Source organism: Acinetobacter sp. YH12108, assembly GCF_013419055.1.
Taxonomy (GTDB): Bacteria; Pseudomonadota; Gammaproteobacteria; order Pseudomonadales; family Moraxellaceae; genus Acinetobacter.
Genome location: NZ_VPAW01000004.1, coordinates 115,119 through 135,698 on the forward strand (window position 1 = coordinate 115,119; position 20,580 = coordinate 135,698).

The 20,580-nt window shown below is 42.6% G+C and carries 24 protein-coding genes; 23 read left to right on the plus strand and 1 reads right to left on the minus strand.

Features of this window, described 5'->3' with window-relative positions; translation table 11 throughout:
• Positions 1–8: 8 nt before the first annotated feature.
• From FTU46_RS03615 to FTU46_RS03655, 9 genes are all read left to right on the plus strand, one after another.
• Complete coding sequence (locus tag FTU46_RS03615) at positions 9–368, plus strand: hypothetical protein (protein ID WP_180104354.1); 360 nt, start codon at positions 9–11, stop codon at positions 366–368.
• A 7-nt stretch (positions 369–375) separates the two neighbouring features.
• Positions 376–816 (plus strand): gp436 family protein, encoded by a 441-nt coding sequence (locus FTU46_RS03620; RefSeq protein WP_180104355.1) that lies wholly within the window; start codon positions 376–378, stop codon positions 814–816.
• Between the two features lie 7 nt (positions 817–823).
• Positions 824–1,321 carry a phage virion morphogenesis protein gene (locus FTU46_RS03625; protein WP_180104356.1) on the plus strand — a complete coding sequence of 166 codons (498 nt, stop codon included), beginning with the start codon at positions 824–826 and terminating at the stop codon, positions 1,319–1,321.
• The gene (locus FTU46_RS03630; RefSeq protein ID WP_180104357.1) at positions 1,296–1,718 is read left to right on the plus strand and encodes a hypothetical protein; all 423 of its coding nucleotides are present in this window, start codon (positions 1,296–1,298) and stop codon (positions 1,716–1,718) included. The genes FTU46_RS03625 and FTU46_RS03630 overlap by 26 nt, the downstream gene beginning before the upstream one ends.
• A gap of 9 nt (positions 1,719–1,727) precedes the next feature.
• On the plus strand, positions 1,728–1,898 hold the full coding sequence (locus tag FTU46_RS03635) for a hypothetical protein (protein WP_180104358.1): 171 nt from the start codon (positions 1,728–1,730) through the stop codon (positions 1,896–1,898).
• On the plus strand, positions 1,898–2,653 hold the full coding sequence (locus tag FTU46_RS03640; RefSeq protein ID WP_180104359.1) for a hypothetical protein: 756 nt from the start codon (positions 1,898–1,900) through the stop codon (positions 2,651–2,653). Before FTU46_RS03635 ends, FTU46_RS03640 begins: the two co-directional genes overlap by 1 nt.
• A 247-nt stretch (positions 2,654–2,900) precedes the next feature.
• Positions 2,901–4,022, plus strand: a complete 1,122-nt coding sequence (locus FTU46_RS03645) for an ImmA/IrrE family metallo-endopeptidase (RefSeq protein ID WP_180104360.1) — start codon at positions 2,901–2,903, stop codon at positions 4,020–4,022.
• Positions 4,022–4,549 (plus strand): DUF4411 family protein, encoded by a 528-nt coding sequence (locus FTU46_RS03650; protein ID WP_180104361.1) that lies wholly within the window; start codon positions 4,022–4,024, stop codon positions 4,547–4,549. Before FTU46_RS03645 ends, FTU46_RS03650 begins: the two co-directional genes overlap by 1 nt.
• 407 nt (positions 4,550–4,956) lie before the next feature.
• Positions 4,957–5,295 (plus strand): hypothetical protein, encoded by a 339-nt coding sequence (locus FTU46_RS03655; RefSeq protein WP_180104362.1) that lies wholly within the window; start codon positions 4,957–4,959, stop codon positions 5,293–5,295.
• A 30-nt stretch (positions 5,296–5,325) separates the two neighbouring features.
• Here the strand turns inward: FTU46_RS03655 and FTU46_RS03660 are convergent, their stop codons facing one another.
• Positions 5,326–5,496 carry a hypothetical protein gene (locus tag FTU46_RS03660; protein WP_005262212.1) on the minus strand — a complete coding sequence of 57 codons (171 nt, stop codon included), beginning with the start codon at positions 5,494–5,496 and terminating at the stop codon, positions 5,326–5,328.
• 499 nt (positions 5,497–5,995) lie between these two features.
• Here FTU46_RS03660 and FTU46_RS03665 point away from each other — a divergent pair, with 499 nt between their 5' ends.
• From FTU46_RS03665 to FTU46_RS03730, 14 genes are all read left to right on the plus strand, one after another.
• The gene (locus FTU46_RS03665; RefSeq protein ID WP_180104363.1) at positions 5,996–6,556 is read left to right on the plus strand and encodes a hypothetical protein; all 561 of its coding nucleotides are present in this window, start codon (positions 5,996–5,998) and stop codon (positions 6,554–6,556) included.
• A 52-nt stretch (positions 6,557–6,608) separates the two neighbouring features.
• Positions 6,609–6,890: a hypothetical protein gene (locus FTU46_RS03670; RefSeq protein WP_180104364.1), complete on the plus strand. Its 282-nt coding sequence runs from the start codon at positions 6,609–6,611 to the stop codon at positions 6,888–6,890.
• Positions 6,890–7,528: a hypothetical protein gene (locus tag FTU46_RS16665; protein WP_257224595.1), complete on the plus strand. Its 639-nt coding sequence runs from the start codon at positions 6,890–6,892 to the stop codon at positions 7,526–7,528. The genes FTU46_RS03670 and FTU46_RS16665 overlap by 1 nt, the downstream gene beginning before the upstream one ends.
• A 71-nt stretch (positions 7,529–7,599) precedes the next feature.
• A complete protein-coding gene (locus tag FTU46_RS03680; protein WP_180104365.1) occupies positions 7,600–11,205 on the plus strand; it encodes a tape measure protein in 3,606 nt (1,201 codons plus the stop codon).
• Positions 11,202–11,621 (plus strand): hypothetical protein, encoded by a 420-nt coding sequence (locus FTU46_RS03685; protein WP_180104366.1) that lies wholly within the window; start codon positions 11,202–11,204, stop codon positions 11,619–11,621. Before FTU46_RS03680 ends, FTU46_RS03685 begins: the two co-directional genes overlap by 4 nt.
• Positions 11,611–13,584 (plus strand): hypothetical protein, encoded by a 1,974-nt coding sequence (locus FTU46_RS03690; RefSeq protein WP_180104367.1) that lies wholly within the window; start codon positions 11,611–11,613, stop codon positions 13,582–13,584. Before FTU46_RS03685 ends, FTU46_RS03690 begins: the two co-directional genes overlap by 11 nt.
• A complete protein-coding gene (locus FTU46_RS03695; protein ID WP_180104368.1) occupies positions 13,585–15,207 on the plus strand; it encodes a hypothetical protein in 1,623 nt (540 codons plus the stop codon). It begins immediately after the preceding gene.
• A gap of 51 nt (positions 15,208–15,258) precedes the next feature.
• A complete protein-coding gene (locus FTU46_RS03700; RefSeq protein WP_180104369.1) occupies positions 15,259–16,521 on the plus strand; it encodes a hypothetical protein in 1,263 nt (420 codons plus the stop codon).
• A gap of 2 nt (positions 16,522–16,523) precedes the next feature.
• Positions 16,524–16,814, plus strand: coding sequence for a carboxypeptidase regulatory-like domain-containing protein (locus FTU46_RS03705; RefSeq protein WP_180104370.1), 291 nt, complete (start codon positions 16,524–16,526; stop codon positions 16,812–16,814).
• A complete protein-coding gene (locus FTU46_RS03710) occupies positions 16,815–17,207 on the plus strand; it encodes a hypothetical protein (protein ID WP_180104371.1) in 393 nt (130 codons plus the stop codon).
• Positions 17,208–17,219: 12 nt separating this feature from the next.
• Positions 17,220–19,238 (plus strand): hypothetical protein, encoded by a 2,019-nt coding sequence (locus tag FTU46_RS03715; protein ID WP_180104372.1) that lies wholly within the window; start codon positions 17,220–17,222, stop codon positions 19,236–19,238.
• Entirely contained in the window at positions 19,231–19,464 is a 234-nt protein-coding gene (locus tag FTU46_RS03720; RefSeq protein WP_180104373.1) for a hypothetical protein, read from the plus strand. The genes FTU46_RS03715 and FTU46_RS03720 overlap by 8 nt, the downstream gene beginning before the upstream one ends.
• 59 nt (positions 19,465–19,523) lie before the next feature.
• Positions 19,524–19,805: a phage holin family protein gene (locus FTU46_RS03725; protein WP_100357093.1), complete on the plus strand. Its 282-nt coding sequence runs from the start codon at positions 19,524–19,526 to the stop codon at positions 19,803–19,805.
• The gene (locus FTU46_RS03730; protein ID WP_180104374.1) at positions 19,802–20,548 is read left to right on the plus strand and encodes an N-acetylmuramoyl-L-alanine amidase; all 747 of its coding nucleotides are present in this window, start codon (positions 19,802–19,804) and stop codon (positions 20,546–20,548) included. The genes FTU46_RS03725 and FTU46_RS03730 overlap by 4 nt, the downstream gene beginning before the upstream one ends.
• Positions 20,549–20,580 lie beyond the last annotated feature (32 nt).

The window sequence follows — 20,580 nt, forward strand, 5'->3', positions numbered from 1 at the left end:
AGCAAGACATGCCGAAGTACACAGCAAAACAATCCATCGGGCATTTTATGCCAGGTGATGAAATCAAAGGGCTTGAAGCTAAACAACTTCAGGCCCTTTTAGCATCTGGGGCTATTGAAGAATATCAAGAGCCGGAAGAGCCAAAAGCAGACAATACCGCTGCTCGTCTGGCTGAACTGGAAAAGGCCAATGCTGAGCTAACAGCAGCCAATGAAGCCTTAACCAAAGCCAATCAGACGGCAACTGCCGACAAGACTAAAGCCGAGCAAGAAATTGCTGAGCTTAAAGCCAAGGTGGCTGAACTTGAAAAGGCGAAGCCTGCTGCAAAACCTAAAGCAGACTCAAAACCTGCCGACGAAAACAAGTAGGTGATCTATGTATGCGACTGAAGCAGATTTGGTCGCACGATTTGGTGATGAGATTGAAAATCTGAAAGCGATGCTTCCTTCTCAGTCTTCAATAACTGATGCAATTCAGGATGCAACAGAGGAGATTAACGGTCATATCGGTGGTCGTTATCCTTTGCCACTTCCCAATGTGCCTAGTAACTTAAAGCGTATGGCGTGTGATATTGCACGCTATCGTCTTTACTTCCAGCAGCCCATCGAGGAGGCTCGGAAGCGTTATGAGGATGCAATCGCATTCTTAAAACGCGTTGCTGACAACAAGGCCCATTTGCAGATTCAGCTGCCTGAAACAAACCAGATCGTGGATGACCAACCTAAAGGACGACCTTCAACAGCACCCATCGGCACAAGTTACACCGGTGGTGTATTTGGTGATGCCATTTTAGACATGATGCCCAGCATGAAGTGAGGTGTTTATGGCTTTCGCAATAACCATTCAGGCAGATAGTTCACCGATTGAAGCAGTACTTAAGCAATTAGGTAACTTTGATTCATTAAAAGACCAGCTGTTTGATGAGATTGGTGCTGGACTTGTGGATAGTGTGCAGCATCGATTCTTAACGGGTACTGATGTAGATGGGAACCCATGGAAGATTTCATGGCGTGCACGTATGCAAGGTGGTGAAACGCTACGTGATACGAACCGCTTAATGAATTCCTACACACACAATGTTCTCTTAAATGGTGTTGAAGTGGGTACAGATGTTGCGTATGCACCCTATCTGCATTACGGCGCAACAATCCTACCCAAGAATGGTCAATACATTACATTCGCAGTGGGTGGCCAGTATCGAAAGGTTAAGCAATCCATTATTCCACCTCGGACTCAGCTTGGTATTGATGCTGAAGATGAAGTCATGGTTTTAGACATTGTCGGGAGTTTTATAGATGAGCACCTTCTTCGCGGTACGTGATGAGATTGCAGAAAAGCTGAAAGAAATTCCAGAACTTCTAAAGATCTATACGCCGTTGAATTCAGTCAGTGTGACAGAGATGTCGCAGGTCACGCCGTCAGCACACGTCAATTTTGTCCGTATCGACAAGAAAGCCAGTGCAGGTCGTGGAATTATTAATCAGATCGGTCAGCAATGGGCAGTTACGGTTGCATGTCGTAATGCTCAATCTCAGATGACTGATGGCCGAGCGGTGAGTGATGAAGCTGGGTTGTTAACCGAGAAGGTCATTCAATTACTTTCCGGCTGGCAGCCTCAGGCATCACGAACGTCACTAGAAATGATCTCGGTTCGAGATGGCTACAGTCCAGGCTTTGCATACATCACGATTATTTTTGAATCACAAAAATTCATTTAGGAGCCAGTCATGGCAAAACAATACAAAGCATTGCAGCCTGTAGGTCGTTTTAATAAAGACGACATTGTTGGTGGGCTGAGTGATGCACAAATCAAAAAGTTACTGGCAGATGGTGTCATTCAGGAATTGCCTGAACCTAAAGCTGCTCCAGCCAAAAAAACTACAGGGGATGAAAAGTAATGGCTAAAGAATATATCTCGTTGCAGGGTAAATTCTATTTATCCAAGCTTACCAACGGTATTGCTGGCGCTATGCGTCATCTGGGCAACGTGCCCGATTTTGAGCTTGAGATTGGTGCAGATGTTATTGAGCACCAGGAATCAACATCGGGCAATCGCACAACCGACTTCACGATGGTAAATACAACTTCTGTGAATTTCTCTGGAACACTTGAAGAAGTAGACAAAGACAATCTGGAGTACATCGTATCTGGTACCAACTCTGAAGTTGTAAGCAAAGCGATTGCTGATGAATCATTAGGTACTGTGGTTGCTGGTCAGGAAATTCAATTAAAGGGTTATAACCTGTCAGAAGTGACATTTAAGGACTCAACCAGCGGCACACCAAAAACACTTACTGATGATCAGTACACCGTGGATGCTAAGTTTGGCACTGTGATTTTCCATGATGTAGCAGACCTCACGATGCCGATCCTAGCCACCTATACAACAGGCGCCGTAACACATACCACTTTGGCAAATAACTTTAATGAAGAATATGAGTTGTTCTTTAAAGGGGTGAACACGGCAAATGGTAAGCACATGGCTGTGCGCTTATGGCGAACTAAAAAGTCACCAGAAACCACGTTCCCATTGATTCATGAGGAACTGGGTCAGTATGAAATCTCTGGTCAGGCTTTATCGGATGTAGGCAAAGAAACAGACCCAACACTTGGCTTGTATGGTCATATCGTAACGATTCCGGCAACAAGCTAAACCTATACGGGCACAAAGAACTCCACGGCGCATTAGCGTATTTTTTGTGCCTGTTTTTAAAGCTTTTGTCTTTGACCTGGATAACCGGTTTATTGATGAGGCGTATAAGAAGGTGAGTAAGAAATCAGCGTGAGTTGGTTTCTTTCGCTTAACCATATACCACAAATTTATAGTATAAAAGATCATCTTGTTGATATAATAAATTTACTTATGCCAAGTTTTGGCATTAGACATTTATAAGGTATGTATGAGTACATTGAATTTTAGTATCAACATGTTGGAATGGGCTGCAAACAATATTGGATTGCGCTTAGACCAAGTTGTTTCTAAAATTTCCGAAGCAGAACGTACGCAAAAAAAATTGCTTGCTGGGGAGTTCTCTGTAAATCAGGCCGAAAGTTTTGCTGATATAACAAAAGTTCCTTTTGGTGCTTTATTTTTAGATGTACCTCCAGATACTCTTTATAAGCCCTCTATTCCTGATTTGCGTCAAAGTCCAAATGCTCAGCCACTTAGTGAAAGTTTTTATGAAGTTTTAGAGGATATACAGGAAAAGCAAGAGTGGTATATTGAATTTCTGAAAGAAAATCAAGTTGAACAATTAGAGTTTGTAGGGAAATATGATCGTGATACAGATGTAAGTATTATTGCTGCTGATATAAGAAAGACCATTGGATTGCCTTATGACTTATACAGTAAAAAAAGTAGAGACGAATACTTAAGAACTTTAATTTCTAAATGCGAGGAAGCGGGAATTTTAGTTTTTAAAAATAGCATGGTAAAGAATTCAACTAAAAAACTTCTTAATACTGAAGAGTTTAGAGGATTTGTCTTAATCAATAACTATGCGCCAGCTGTTTTTTTGAATGGTCAAGATATGCCGTCTGCATTAATTTTTACTTTGGCTCACGAATTGGCACATATCTGGTTAGGTGAGTCTGGGGTAGATGATTTGGATTTTTATGGCAACGATCCAAATGAAGTTTTTTGCAATAAGATTGCTGCTGAAGTATTAATAACCAAAGAAGAGTTTTATGAGTCTTGGCATTCAACTAAGGGTGATTTAGTGGTTATTGCTAATAGTTTCTGTGTTAGTAAATTAATGGTCGCGAGGTTAGCCTTGACTCATGGTTTTATTGGTACATCTGATTATCAATTAATTCAAAGAAATGAATATGAGGCATATAAAAATATACCTAAAAAAGATGGAAGTCCTAGCTTTGTAAATTTGGTTCCAGGAAGGAATAGCTATTTATTAACTAGAACGATTGTAAACCAGGCTTTATCTGGGAAAATGCTGTTAAGGGATGCTGGGAAATTATTAAATGCAAGCCCACAAAATATTATGAAAATTGGTGGTGTTATTTAATGCATATAAAGTACCTGCTAGATACCAATATATTTATTCAATCTCACAATCTTTCCTATCACCCATCTTTTTGTAGTGGGTTTTGGGATTGGTTGGTCGAGGGGCATCATGCAGATATGTTTTATAGCATTGATAAAGTATTTGATGAAATAATTAAACCACCAACATCTTTAGATGAGTTGTCGCAACTTTTAAGAAGCCAATCACTCCCTCAGAACATGTTTGTTAAAAGCTTAACAGACCAAAAGGTTGCTGTAGAATATAAAAAATTAATGAATTGGGCTTTTTCAAATACTCATTTTTTACCTAAGGCAAAAAATGAATTTGCAAAACCCGATAGCGCTGATGCTCACCTAATTGCAACAGCAATGGCTTATGATTATGTAATAGTAACGGAGGAACTCTCTAATCCGGCTGCTAAAGCAAGAATTCTTATTCCTGATGCTGCTGCTCATTTTGGGGTGACTTGTATAACTATGCCTTCATTGCTTAGAAAGCACGCACATAACAACTTTACTTTAAAATAATAAAACTCCGCCCAGATACAAATAAAATAACCACTCCTCAGAGTGGTTTTTTAATACTTCATCATTTTGTAATATTTTGTTAGTTTAATTAGCGCTCAATAGGGCTATAAAAGATATTCAGTTCATGTTAGGAATAAAACTGCTATGACTAAAATAGAAATATTTGTCTCCATCCTAGCTGTAATAATTATTTCTACTTTTATTTATCTTGTATGTCAGTAAGTTAGTAAGCTAAGAACCGCCTTTAGGGCGGTTTTTTGATAAGTGGAAGTTTCACCTGGCTAGATAGGGTCAATTTTAAAAAGACTTAAAATAGTAAAACATAACTTTACAAATCCACTCTCCCTAGGCTTTAGATAAGATTGAAAATTAATGTAAAGTGCTGCCCTTAATACATAGGGGATATTATGAAAAATTTAAGCTTATTCTTTTTTATTGTGATTTTAGCTGGGTGTGGACACAAGGAATCTAATGGTCAGCAGCTTGATCTAGAAACAATCAAAAAGGAACAGCTTGAATTTGCAAAAGAAGCTACAAAAGAATTCATTCCCAATCCTGATTCAGCTAAGTTCCGCAATCAAATAGGAGAGTGTGGAGAGGTAAGCTATAAAGAAGCAGACGGTAAAGATATTGGTTTCCAACGTTTCATTGTGCTTCAGAAAAATATAGTGCTTGTAGAAAATCAGACAGGTCAAAAGCAATTTGAGTTGTCATGGAAGAATGCTTGTACACCAAGCTGGAAGTAATTAAAAAGCCCTTTAATTAAGGGCTTTCTTTTATTCACCAGATGATTCAGATTTTTGATCTTTTTCATTTCCATACTCTAAAGCAACCTGTTGCGCTTCAGCTGCAGCAGTGGCTTCTATCGGAATCGAGTCAGCTGCGATAGCTACGGTACCAGTAAATCCCATTAAAGCTAAGATTAGAATTTTCGAATACTTTTTCATTTGAATTTCCTCTACGTTTCTAAGACTTAATTTCAGTGTAGAGAATGATTTAAATCGTGGATGTAGCAGCTATGTCGGGATATGTAAGATATTCAAGGCTGGAGTTAGAAGGATCTAGTTTTGCGTAAGAATGCTTTTCGGTTGAAACTTTTTGTTGAGTTGCTTAACGAAATGTTTGAATGCTTCAGTAGGTAGTTACACTCTAAAGAAACTTCCCTAACTTCTAAATCTTTGTAACATCCAATAATTTTTTTGTAATCTTTATGTTATTAATTGTATGCTTTGCTTATCATATGAATGATGAAAAGTGGAGCTCCGAAAATGCTGACCAAAGCCGAAATCGTTGTTGTCGTTCTAATGATAGTAGCCTTAATTCTCATCGTTTATGAGATGGGGCAAGGTCGTAATTGGGCTTTATAGAATTCAGCCTTTATTAAAGTTAAAAGAAAAGCACCTTCGGGTGCTTTTTTAGTGCCTAAAATTATCTCGAGACCCCATCATGAATGATTTTTTCTTAGCAACAAATCGCAGCATCCGGATTAATGATATCGAAGTCCGCCAGATCCAGATAAAAGACTTTGACACCTGGGCAATGCATGCTGAGCCGTTAAAGAACTTCATAAAAGACCAAAATCATTCAGATGAGATTTTGACAGGGCTATTCAAGGCTCACGGTGTACAGGTCATTTCGACTATTGCCTGTGTTACTGATCTGGACAATGAATCACTGGTAGAACTGGCTGCTGATGAGAAGAGTTTTAAGGAGTTGCTAAAAGCGGTACTTCTGATCAACCAGGCTTACTTCAAATACGAAAAACCAAAACGCGGCATTAAAAAGAAAGATGACTCTACCTGGTTTGATTCATTCCAGTTTCTGGTATCAATGGGCCATCAGCATAGTGAAATCATGGAAATGACCTACGGCGCATTCCAGAACTATGTTAAGGCAGCAAATAAGCTGTATAAGCAGGGAGTCTTCAATAACGCTGTTGCAGCACGTGTAGCTCAATCCGACAAAAAAGGCTTTGAATCATTCAAGAAAGAAATGGTTTCTGATTGATCATGCATTACCCTAAAGTTATGATAGGAAAATAATAATTTAGGGGTGAAATGTGAAATATTTATTATTAGCTTTGTGTTTAGTGTCGGGGTTTACTTTTGCTGAGAGAACAACTACCAGTATTCGCACTCCATCTGGTGACCTGGTAAAAATTGGTGATAGTCATCAATCTCTAAAAGACAAATTAGAAGTTAGAGGCCCAAAACACTATGTGCTTGATGATGGCAAGCTATATTGTGCAGCTACTGAGTATGTAAAAGAAGTGGATTTGCAGGAATACACCATCATTTTATGTCGCGACAGAATTGTAAAAATCTTATGGCGTAATTTGTAATGAAGAATAAATTAATTGCAGTAATTTTATGGTTTTTTGGCTTAGTTTTTATTCTCAGAGGAATAACATTAATTGGGGAAAGCTTTTTAGGCAGTTTATTTATGATATTGGCTGGTATTTTGATGTTGCCTCCAATTCAAAAAAAGATAACAGAAATAAGCCCGTCTATTAAAGGCCTCTGGTTGGGTGTGGGAATATTTTTCTTACTAAGCTTTTCAGGCATATTCCTTCAAGCTTCAGAAGAAAAAGCTTTAAAGAATGGAACAGCAAGCCCTGAGTTGTTGGCACGAGAGGCTGACCGAAAAGCGCGTAATGAAGAACAGCAGAAGGCTGAGGCTGAGCGTGAGGCCACTAAATTAGCTGAAAAAGAACGACGTGATCGGGAGAGAGAGGCACGTGATCGAGCTATTGCTATTGAGGTTGATGCAGAAATTGCATTAAAGAATTTCTTAAAAGATCCTGAAAGTGCGCAAATACGTAATCAGAGCGGTATGTGCGGCGAAGTAAATAGCAAAAACAGTTTTGGAGGTTACACTGGATTCAAACGATTTATAGCGAGTCCCGCGATAGTTGCTATCGATGGAGAGAATATAGAATCTAGCGAGTTTCAAACTGTATGGGAAAAGTTTTGTACATAATGCTTCATGCCTAACTTAGATAACCCTGCCATTGAGCAGGGTTTTTTATTGTCCAAATTTTAGAGGTCAGCATGTCTGGTAAAAATTTAACTTTTAAACTAATTCTAGATGGAGACTCCAGAGGATTGGTTCAGAATACTAAAAGTGCAGAGAAAGCTTTTAGTGATTTACAGCAGGCAATTAAACAAGGAACAGCAAGCTTTGAAGGGGAAGCCAAAAAGACATCGGATGCTGTTTCTAAAATTGTGCCGAAAGAATCCTTAGAATTGGCTGATAAGCTAAAGACTACGCTAAACGGAGCAACAGAGGCTATCAAAGGTGCAGGGGATGGTGCCAAAGAAACAGCTGATAATTTCAAGGACTTTGGCAGCAAGGCTGAGAAAGCACTTGAGCAACTAAAAGTTGATCTGGTTGGAGCAAAGCAAGCACTTCAAGATTTCTCAAAAACCAATGCCTCGCCACATGACATTGAGGCAGCCAAGCAGAAAGTAGACCAGCTAGAACGAGAAGTAGAACAGGCTGAGACTGCATTCCATGAATTTGATAGCGCCGTAAATAAAGCCAATACAGAGCTAAAGGAAACCAGTAGTGTAGCTGATAAGGCCAAACAGGGATTTAGTGCAGCTAGGGCAGCAGTAGGGACACTGGCAGCAGGTTTAGCAGGCTTAGGGCTTGGTCTTACAGTTAAAGAGCTATTACAGACTGCAGATGCCACACAACAGATGGGTGAGCGTATTAAGAACGCCACCAGTAGCACAGAAGAATACACTATGGTTCAAGCCAGACTTTTAGATCTGGCAAATAAGACATTCCGGCCGCTTGAAGAGGCTCAGGAGGTGTACCTAGCTACAGCCGGAACCATGAAATCACTAGGCTACTCCACGGAGCAGATCTTAGCAGTTACAGAAAGCTTATCACTATCCTTTACCCACAACGCCACCAGAGCTGATCAAGCACAGTCAGCACAGGATGCCTTAGCAAAATCCATGGCTAAGGGTTCGGTAGATGCAGATGCGTGGATGTCGATCATTACTGGTGCAGATAATGTCGTAAAAGACATGGCAGAAAGTACCGGGCGTACTGAAGAGGAAATTCGTCAACTAGGGGCAAGTGGTAAAATTTCCATTAAAGAACTAACCACGGCGCTTATTGAGTCTAGAGATCGTAATGAAGAGCTAGCCAGCTCAATGGCTAACTCTACAGCCGATGCAGCTGTAGCACTTAAAAACAACCTGACAGACGTTATTGCCAAGCTAAATGAAAAGCATCAGATATCATCTAGGTTGTCAGAGGCCATGCTTACACTAGGTGGTGATATGAGCTGGCTTACCACCCTATTTGAGGATGCTATTGGCGCCATAGAGACTGTTACTGAGCGATATTCAGGGTTGGATGCAGAAACAGAAGCACTAAAAGGTGCTTTAAGCTCAATGTACGAATTGTTTAAAGAGCTTGTATCTGGTGCATGGGAATTAGGAAAAACCATAGATGACGTATTAGGGACAGCTTTCACAACCTTTACATCCTTACTCGGCTCATTTGTTGGTGATGTCGCATCTGCCGGAGAGCAAGTAAGTTTCTTAACAAGGGTCTTGCAAGGACTATCACTTGTTTTTGGCATGGTTGAAGATGGCATATCTGGTATCAAGATTGGCTTAAATCTCATTACAGGCGCGTTCTATACTTTGGCCTCAGCAGCCAATAGCGTTATGGCGGCAATCACATGGGGCGATGTGAGCAAGCAATTTGCCGCTAATGCTGATTTAATGAAGGATAAGGCCGAGCAGTACTATACTGAAGCAGACAAGCAGGCCATGGAGTTTAAATCCAAGTATGTTGAACGCCTGGAGGAAATGTCGAAGACTGAGCAGCAGAAAAATCAGGAAAAGGCTGATAGTGCTAAAGCCACTCTGGAAAAGATCGATGCAGACGAAACAGCTAGTGCACAGAATCGGATTAAGGCAGCACAGGATTATGCCAATGCAGCCATAGCAGCTAATGAAGGCGTGCTATCAGAACAGCTCAAGTCTGAACTAGCGGCTAAGGGCTACGCCGTAGCAATGGATGAGGCTGGGAAGGTTACAGTCACGGCTATGGATGCTGCAGGGCAGAAACTGACAGAAGTACAGCAGAAAACTGAAGCCATTAAAGTGGCTACAGAAAACCTCAGAATAGCGGATGAAGAGTATCTGGCCTATCAGAAGCAAGCCGCTATTGAGCGCGCAGCTCTAGAGAAGCAGATGCAACAAGCCAAGGCTTCTGGTGTTCTGAATGAGCTTAAACAGATTCAAGACAAAATCAACCAGATCAATACCAAGGAGCAAGAGCTACAAGCTAATCGAAATCAAAGACAGACAGAGTTATTGGCACTTAACCAAAAAACGGCTGACGGCTCTGCTGCGGCGTACATAAGAGCTTCTGAGTTAGCCCAAAAGTTCGGGGTAGACCTGGATAGGTCACTTAACAAGGTGTCTGAGCAGTTTGTTAAGTCCGGAGATGATATAGACAAGCTAGGTAGTGAGCTAAAAAAGCTTGGGATCGAGGGCAAGCAAGCTGGTAATGTTACCTATGAAGCCTGGTTGACGTGGCTACAAACGGCCAAAAGCCAGGCTGAAATTGATATGGCCAAAGCCAAGCTTCAGGAGTTCGGTACTCAAGGACAAATTTCAACATCTCAGGTTGAGCAGGGCTTAATTGCTATCAAAATGCAGGCTCAAGGATTACCAGATGATATTGATCCGGTTACTGAAGCATTTAAGCGATTAGGCATCCAAACCAAAGAGCAATTAAAGTTGGCCGCCCAGCAAGCTTTGATGGACTACATCACAATTCGGGATAGCGGTAAGGCTACTGCTGAAGGAATTGAAAAGGCATATCAAAAAGCTGCTCAGTCTGCGGCAGCTTCAGGGGATGCTGGAAGAATTGCAGCGGTAAATGCAATGAATGCCGGGCGTAATCTTGAAGTGCAGATTGATGACACTGGTAAAGCCGTTGTTAAAACCATGGATGATTGGACCAAATCCAATGACCGTGTTAAAGACTCTGCACGTGGAATTGCTGATGGTTACCGCCATGCAGGGCAAATTGCACGTGAAGAAGCCAAATCTTCTACCGAAGCCTGGGCGGATGCAGTTTCTAAAGCTAAGAGTGATTTCAATAAGGAAATGAAGCGTCAAGGCGAAGCATTGAGTAAAGGAATCTACGAATATGATTCTTACACCAAGTCTGATGTGATTTCACAGCTGAAAAGCAAAGGCTATGACGATAAAGAGGCCGAAAAATTGGCTTCTACCATCTGGTCCAAGGCTATGGCCGCTGATCGTGATGCTAAAGCTGAAGGTCTTGGAAAGGAAAGCAGCGTGGCAATGAAAGCATTGATCAATGCGGAATTTGATAGAGCTGCAGATAATGGGCTGACCACCCAACACGGAACCAACAAGATCAATGAATTGCTCCGCAGTATCAATGTGGCTTCTACTGGTTCTGGTAGCTTGGGTGATTATGCGCCGTCAATTCCTTCTGTGTCATCAAATGCTGCTACACAAAGCATTAAGGAAAGTGTGAATTACAACATTCAATTCGGAGGTCAAACCCTATCCCTTACAGGTGATGCAAGCCAAAAGGATGTAATGACCAATCTGGTAAATCAATTAAAAGGTATAGCGAAATCAACATGAAACTCATTCGCTTAGCAACATCAGAAACCGTCCCATTAGAGGACGGTTTTTTATGGTCTGATGAATTCTCATGGAAAGCCATTGAGCAGACTCAATCCTATGCCATGGATGGCACTTTGCATATTCAGGAAGGCAAAAAGAAGTCTGGCCGACCAATCACCTTGCAGCCAGCAGATCAGGAAATGGGCTGGGTCAAGCTGCGTGAACTGCGGACTGTTTTGGAATGGTCAAAACTGCAGGAAGAGAATTTCAAACTGAAGTTTGAACAGCCTCATGACAATCGAGAATTCATAGTCAAATTTAACCACCAGGATGGAGCTTTAGAAGCTGCACCGGTGAAAGGAATTCCAGCTGTATCACTGGATGATTATTACAACGTGACCTTACGCTTTACGGAGTTAGACGATGGCGATTGAAACCAAAGACCTGGTAATTTATGAGTCAGAACGCTCATCTGATACACCGGATGGTGGAGGAAAATATAACGGTCAGGTCGTACAGGATGGTTTGAGTAATAACCTTTTTAATGACATCTCTGATCTGAATCGAACCATGGGCGATGTGTCCATGCGCAAGATATTTCCGGCGGTCGTGACTGAAGACACGGATCTGCTGATGGGGGCAACTGTATTTGTATCTGAGCTGCCTAAAGATCCAAATGTTTCAGCACTGATTTTCAGTACGGGCAGCTGGACCGACCAGCGCAGTGCAGCACAAGGCCGTGTTGAAAACTATTTGGGCAGAGGTGGCCAGATTGCCGGCACGCCACTGGATACCCAGGGCAAGGGGATGCGAGCGCTACAGTGCGTCATGTTCCCAGAAGAACCAGAAAGCGCAGTGGGTGATACCATTATTCTGGTTTCAAATGAGGGCAAACAAACAGAGCATGAACAGTTTGTGCGGATCACCAAGGTTGAAACCCGAATTGCAATCATGATCATTGAAGATAAGCCGGTACAGTACAAGATTACAACTTATACGCTGAATGATCCGCTGGATGCTGATTATGTCGGGCTATCGGCACGTCAATGGTATTCCGGTGCAACCTCAACCACAATCATTCGTGAAAGTGTTATTGCTGATACAGGGCTTTATTATTCCAGTACTCAGCTAAAAGAGGATGCCAGCGTAGGCGAGTATACGGTACAGGCACAAAGCATGTTCACCCAGCTGATTCCATCAGCTCAGACTGAAACCCCTATTCTGGATATTGATGCAGCTGCAGAAAGTACAGTTCTGGTACCAGGTCGTGATGGCACCATCACAGCAACCTTCCAGGTGAATGTCGGTGTGAATCAAAACCTGTTTATTGGTTCCAGTGTCATGCCATCCAGCATGTCATTCACTTTGGCTGGCCAATCGATTTCCGATCAGGGTGGGCTGCTGAAAAATGCACAAGGCACACAGGTCGGCACAATTGATTACCAGCGCGGTCTGATCCAGTGGACAGCAAGCGCATCAGCAGGGAATCAAAATCTGACCATTACATTTACACCTGCAGCCTCACCAAAGCAGCGAGGTCAGTCTTTTGCCATTCCAGTGACTATCGCTTCGCAGTCCATGAATTTCACTGGTGTGCTGGTACCAAAACCATCAGCTGGCAGCCTGTCAATTTCCTATATGTCACAGGGCCGGTTCTATGAATTACATGATGATGGTTCTGGCCAGTTAAAGGGATCAAATGCATCATTTGGTTCTGGCATCGTGAATTATGAAACTGGTACTTGGTTGCTGACCACAGGCGCACTGCCGGATGTGGATTCAGTAATTTTGCTGCAATGGGGAACACCCATTACCACTTTTTCCCGGGCAAACCTTGAAGTGATGCCGGCCAAGTTTGAATTTAATACAGGTCGTGAGGGTCTGGCATCCAGTAGCATCACAGTGAACTGGTTGCTGGATGGTGAACAAAAAACTGCAGTTTCAAATGCATTTGGCAAGTTCACGGGTGATGCTACCGGTGAAGTGAACTATGCAACCGGTGAGGGCTTTATTATTCCCAACAAGTTGCCACAGAAAAGCACAGTTTTCACAGTTCATTACAACTATGGCGCACCTTTAACGCAATCAAAAACAGCACTGCCTGATGAAAACCAAAAACTTTCATTCACGGTTGGCACCGGGAATGCGCTGCAACCAAACAGCCTAGAATTTTCTATGTACTTGCGTTCTGAAGATGGGGCTGCATTTGCCAATTCTGTGAAGTTTCGGGATGTGCCAGTTAATACCACAACAGGCAATATTGTGAATGAAAAAGGCGAGGTGGTTGGATCGGTTACTTATGCAACTGGTGCTGTTGAAATGACACCCCGTGTCACACAGACAAAATTACAGCCTGTTTATGAACCGGTTTCATATACAACCTATGGAGCAGCTTAAATGTCTTTTTCAATCAATTTGCCAAAGACGGCAAGCTATGAGCGCAAAGAGTATGAATTAAGTGCTTTTGATAGCACTCAGATCAGCATTAAATATCGAGATACATCAGGTATAAATTCTGGTTCTACCACATTCACGGCTGATAAATTGCGCTTAGATCTGACCACCGGCTTTGATGAGCAGATCATTGCCAATTCAGCCCGTTTTAAAATCGGTGCTGATACCTATGTGGAGCAGAACGGAACGCTTTATCGAAACATTAACCCAAGCAATGGCACCGGTACAGTTTCCGGTTCCATTCAGCTTGGTACTGGTATTGTGAACATTGATTCATGGAATCCAGGTGTGAACAACACTATTTCACTTGAAGCACTGACCACAACAACCGACCTGCCACCGATTAACCAGGTCAGCTTTAGAACGCCAGTGATCCCGATCCGGAACGGATCATTGACCGTGGTAGTTTCGTCACTTGAATATGGTCAGTTGACGATTCGTGCTGATGAAGATGGGGTAATTGAAACACCTGAAGCGCATGGTTCCATCAACTACATCAATGGCTTTGTTGATATTTTCTTCTATAAGAAAACATTGATCACTGAAGCAAACAGGACTGAAATTGAATCTCAGGACTGGTATGACATTGCACTTGAATTTGATGATGTGGGTGGAAAGTTTATTAATGTTCCAGTGTGGGTTGATGCTTCATCAGTGCGTTATAACGCGATTGCTTACACCTATATTCCGCTAGACTCATCAATTCTGGGCTTGTCTGCTACACGCTTGCCACTAGATGGCCGTGTGCCAATCTTCCGCGTCGGTATGATCGGGATTGTAAGTGCCACCAAGTTCTTTGAAATGCCGGATCATGTTGCGGGTAAAACCTATGCAGTAGATGATCAGCGGCTATCATGGTTAGAAATTGAGGACAGCAACGGGGCCAAGGTTCCGTTTGATATGTATTCAGTAGATTATGATTATGGCAAGTTCACACTGAATGGTGACTTTGCACTGAGTTCACTGGTTGCACCTTTAAAGGCTAAATATCGCTATCAGGACATGGGCCTGATCCGAGATGTGCAGATCAGTGGCCAGATTACCTTCACAAAGCCACTAACACATAATTATGAAGCTGAGAACACCATTGTGGGATCTGCTTTGGTTATTAATGATATGCAAGCCCGTTACACACGAAAGTTTGTGCAAGGGGCCTGGAGCAATGTCTGGGCTGATGAGGCGACTGGCGCGGCTATTTCAGCCAACTACAATGATTCATTGTATCCACTTGAAGTCACCAATAAAGGTTCAATTCAAGAACGCTGGGCTCTGGTTTTCACCAGTAACACAGACTTCAGAATTATTGGTGAGTATTCTGGCCAGATTGGTCAAGGCAATGTCAATGCTGACTGTCAGCCCATAAATCCAGTCACTGGCGTGCCATATTTTGTAATCAAAAAGGAAGGCTGGGGTGCAGGTTGGGCCAATGGTAACGTGCTGCGCTTTAACACCATTGCAGCCAACTATCCAGTCTGGGTGATCCGTACGGTCAAGCAATCTGAACCAAGTCTTTTATCAGATTCATTTCAGATCATGTTACGTGGTGATATTGACCGAGTTGCTTAAACCCTCAATTTAGTACGGCCGCCTTGAGCGGTCTTTTTTATGGATAAAGACATGGTCGCAAATACCGATATTAAGTTCTTTGTACACACGAATAACAATGCGCCACAGCTTCAAAATGCTTTTGGCTCAATGATCAATGTGCTGGATGCTGCACTTATTAATGGTATTCAGGTGGGTACGGTTTCCAGCATGACCGTATCAGGAAAGATTGTGACGGCTGTTTTTGGAGCAGCGCATAATTTAATGCCACACCAGGTGATAAAAATCACCGGTGCAAACCAGGCTGAATACAATGTTGCTGAAGCAAAAGTTGCTTCTGTGCCAAATGCAACGACCATCACTTTTGAACTGCCTGAAATTCCTGGCACAACCATTGCAACGGGCACTATCAACTGTTCATTGCCACCACTAGGATGGGAAAAACCATTTTCAAGCAGCAACCCAAGTGGTGGTGGCAAAGCGGCCTATAGATCCAAAAATCTTCTTTTATCAAGCCGGCCATTTTTACGTGTTGTTGATGAACAAGATCCGGTACAACAACCCACTTATGCAAAATTTGCAAAAGTGGGCATTGTGGAAGATATGACCGACATTGACACCATGTTGGGGGTTCAAGCACCATTTGATGCCGCTGCACCCAATAAAAACTGGGTTGGATCTGGATCGGGAAACACTGCATATAATGGTTGGGCAAAATGGATTTACGCAGGGACTACAGATAACTTTTCTGCAGAAACAGGAGCCCCACCTGCAGGGCCGAGAAATTGGATATTAGTTGGAACAAAAGATTATTTTTATATTTTTCCAGCACAACTGAACACAGCAGCAGCAAATGCTGTGGCTTATGGTTTTGGGGCGTTTAAATCCTTAATTAATGCGGATACATCTAATACCTTCTTATCGGCTACCGTAAACTATACAACACAATCAACATCATATTTCAGGGGGCAGTGGACTGCTTTAACAGATAATCAACAGCCGGCCAAACTTATAGTGCTTCGTGGGTACAATCAGGCCGCACAATATGTAATCGGAACATCCACTTCACTGCAATTAAGCACTCAAGCAAATATGTATTCTGGAGCTCAGAACTATATCGGAGCCTTTAATCTAACTAATGTTGCTCCATTTGCACCGGTGGTTTTTTATGAAACCGTATTACGTGGCGAGTTTCTGGGGCTTTATTGGCTATTCCAAAGCCGGCCATACAATGATAGGCAGGTGATTGAACAGGATAGTGGTGCTTATATGGCTATCAATGTGATCCAGTCATCCGGTACGAATGGGCAGATTATTGTTAAAATCGGGGATTAATAATGATTTTAAGCACTTCGCCAGTGGTAGCAATTAATGCAAATAGTGATTTCACATTCACCACAGACAAAGGACTTTCAATTAAAGGTCAGGTGAAAAAGCAGAATGTTCCATTTCATTGCCGTGTCCGACTTCATGAAAAGCAGACGGGTCGGATCTTTTTTGATGTGGAAACAGATGAAAGTGGGTTTTATGAATTCAATCATCTGAATAAAGCAAAGTTTTATGTGGTGGCGCACCATCCTGCAGGTGAATTTAATGCAGTGATCCAAGATAACGTGGAGCCTAAATAAATGATTTTTCCATCTATGGAAGCTGCATTAACACAGCTTCAGACATTGGCGGTTTATATCGACCAGGGTAGCAGCAATGCTACCTTTGTTTTTTATAGTGATGCAAAACCGGCAAGCGTAACCACTTCAGCAAACAATACAGCAAAGTTGGCAACTTTAACGCTGCCCAAGCCATGCTTTAAAAAGCTCAATGCAGACAGCATTGAGTTGAACCAGACTGATGCTGCCACTGTAATAAAGACAGGTGAGGCGATTTGGGCGAGGTTATTCAATGGTGAGGGTAAGGCGGTGGCTGATTTTGCAGTGGGCACTGATATAACACTGGCTAATCCGAGTCTGATTCTGGGCAGCACCCTGATGATGAACTCTATTGTTTTAAGGCCGAGCACATAACGGGGTGGGCATGTGTCGAATTATATTCCACCGGATTCACACGCTGTAAATCTCAATTTCATTGATCCACTCACTGGTTCAACTGATCTGAATTTTGGTCAGGATGATCAGAACCTTTGCCAGATGGATGCGGTGATTAGTACCGCATTTTTTTCTGAAATCACTGCAGAAAGTTACACATACAATGCACTTGATGCTGTGATCAGCACCGGCTTTGTTGCTGAAATTTCTGCAACTGTAGGGCAGTTGGTTCAAGTTGATGTAGTGATTCAAACCGGCTTTACTGCAGATATTCATGCAATAGGGATTGACCAATACTGTTCAATTGATGCGGTGATCAAAACGGGATTTACTTCAGCAAGTACAGCAGTCTTTGATATTAATCATGTGGTCGGTATTTTCTGCAGAATGGGTATCCCGTATCAAAAAGCCATAGCATCCATAAGTGCAGTAGAAATTCCGTGGGCCAAGCCCATCTTAAGAGTCTCCAATGAGGCTCTTTTTTATGATCAGGGCCTGGTGATTTCCAACCAAACTCAGCTTGGATTTGATAAGGCAGGCAGTTTAAACCGGGCTGTCAGAATACTGCATGAGCAGGCGACTGGCTTAAGTAGTGACCTGATTCTAGTTTGGGAACAAGGTGATAAACGCTTTATTCATCAGCGCTATGTGCATGAAGAATCAGTCAAGTTACGTCATAACCGGGAAACTTTCTGGCAGGAGATGATTCGCCTGCGCAAGACTGTGACTTACTCGCATGAAGTGGCCCAGGTGTTTGAGCATCGTTTTTCATTTGAGTGGGATAAAGGGCTTGAGATTGTCACCAAGTCGGATTTGCCCTGGGATAAAGCCAAAGCGATTCATTACCGCAAGCATCCGGTTTTACCTTGGCCAAAGCCTGAGCCTGAGTCATATCAGGGTAGTACAGATTTAAACTTTATCTGTCTCTGTCATGACGTTGATTCACATGATGTTATTTTAAATTTTGGTGCAGATGACTGTATTCCAGCACTGCCAAACAGAAACTGGTGGTATATCGTGAATACATTAACAGCCGAGCGATTAGATACCGGCGAGAAAATTAAAGTCATGGATGGCACTTACAGTACCAGCAGGTCTCAGTGGTGCTGGACCTATTCCATTACCGTGGCTCATACGGAAAAAGATAAGCTGCAGCCGATTGACGACCAGCCGGTGATTCTTAAAGTCATGATTAATGGTTTTGAGCATCATATCTTGCTTGAAGATCCAGAAGAGACCCGACGCTTTGCCAGTGTGCTTTACACTTATCCTGGTCGAAGCCGTACGGCATTGAACTCAGATAAATATGGACCAACACGCTCATTTATTCAGGATAATGAAAGAACCTCTGTTCAGCTGGTTCAGGCTGAGATTGATCGGGCGAATAGCGGTACCAACTTGGATTGGAAACTGATTGATGAATTTGGCTGGATCGTGTCTACTGAAAGCCTGAGCTATGCCGAACTTGCACCAATTGATGCAATCAAGCCGGTAGTTGATGCAGGCGGTGGCTTTATCTATAGCCAGAAAGCAGGCAACACACTGACTATCTTGCCAAGGTACCAGAGAGGCTACTGGGACACGATGACCCTTGATGATTACGATATTCTATTGTCTGAAAGCCTGGTGATGCAGCAGAACATCAAAAAGAATGATGAATATACTGCTGACTTTAATGCGATTACTGTAGTGAATAGTCGTACTGGTGAAAGCCTGAAAGTACGACAACGTGGTACTTCGGGTGATGTGCCATTAGAAACAGTCACTGGTCCACTATTCAATCTGGTGTCAGGTGCCAGTTATGGGAAGAATGCATTGGTGAAAGCCAATATTCAGGAACTGCACACATTCTCTGATATCCCGGTCAGTCAGGAAATAGGTGAGATGCTACCTGGTAAAACCATTGCTTTAAATGGCCAGTGGTGGGGTGTAATTGATTCAGTTTCAGGCAGCTTTTCACATGAAAAGGTCAATGAAACTATTACCGTGGAGCGTATCAGCCGTGAGTAATCCATTATTTGAATTGCGAAAGCTCTTGAATCCGACTCATGCAGAATATATTGGCACCATTACATCAGTGAAACATCCAGAGTATCGGGTACAGATTGACGGTGGATCTGGTCCGGTACTATGTACATCCGGCACAGCTTATAACTTGGGTGCACGGGTCTTCATTGCAAACCAGGTGATTTTAAGGCCCGCACCAACTGGCCAGCATTCAGAAATAGAAATCTAAACTTAACCAAACAACAGCACCTTCGGGTGCTTTTATAATGTCAAAAAATAGGGGGAATCATGCAAGAGCATGAAAAAACATTTTGGATGCTTGTCGTGATCGGGGCTGTCATCGGCCTGTCTAAACTTCTTGTATCTGAGGAAAGACTAACTGTTCGACTTGTTTTGGGTCGGACTATTTTGGGATCAGCTTCATCCGTTTTGGCTGGTGGGGTCTTATTACAAATTCCCGATATTCACCCCCTGGCTTTGATTGCAATTGCATCAGCTCTGGGAATTCTTGGAAGTACATTTATCGAAAACTGGCTTAAAAATAAAGCTGCAACTTGGAGCGTCAAATGAAATTAATTGAACAAAGTGCCTGGAAGTATCTTTCTGTGAAGCTCCCAATTTTGGGAGCTTTTTTATTGCTTGTCGTTATTCCAGCATTGCAATGGGCGATGGACTTTAAAGTGATCCCTGTTGAGTACCATGCATTTATCACAGGGTCGGTCATGGTGTTTTTATCCTGGCTTGGTAAGAAGATTTATCAACCAAAACTGCATCAGCATCTTGGCTTTGCCACTATTACGGCAGGGCATAGTAATTCTGATCCTGGTGCAGTGAATGGCAAAGTGAAAGAAGCTGACCTGGTGACTAATTTCAGGAATGCGGTTTCTTTTTATTTACGTGAGGCAGGCATTCAGGTCAAAAACGATGGTACCGGATCGCAGAATGATCCGCTTTCATCAGCCATCAAGCTGATCAAAGGATCTAGTGTTGCAGTTGAATTCCACATGAATGCTGCAACCTCAAAACAGGCCAATGGCATTGAAACGATTGCCTTACCAAAAGACAAGAAACTGGCTCAAGACCTATCGAAGGCCGTAGCCGATGCGCTAGGCAGTCGATTACGTGGCGATAATGGCTGGATTGATCAGTCTAAATCTGCGCGTGGACGACTGGCATACGTGAATGCCGGTGGTTTGATTGTAGAGCTTGGTTTTATTTCCAATGAAGACGAACTTGCCCGATTTAATGCGCGTTACTGGCTGGCTGCAAAAGCTGTGGCTAAAGTGCTGATCGACTATGAAAAGCGTAATTAAGATTTTAACGCTGTGCCTCCTGCTATCAGGCT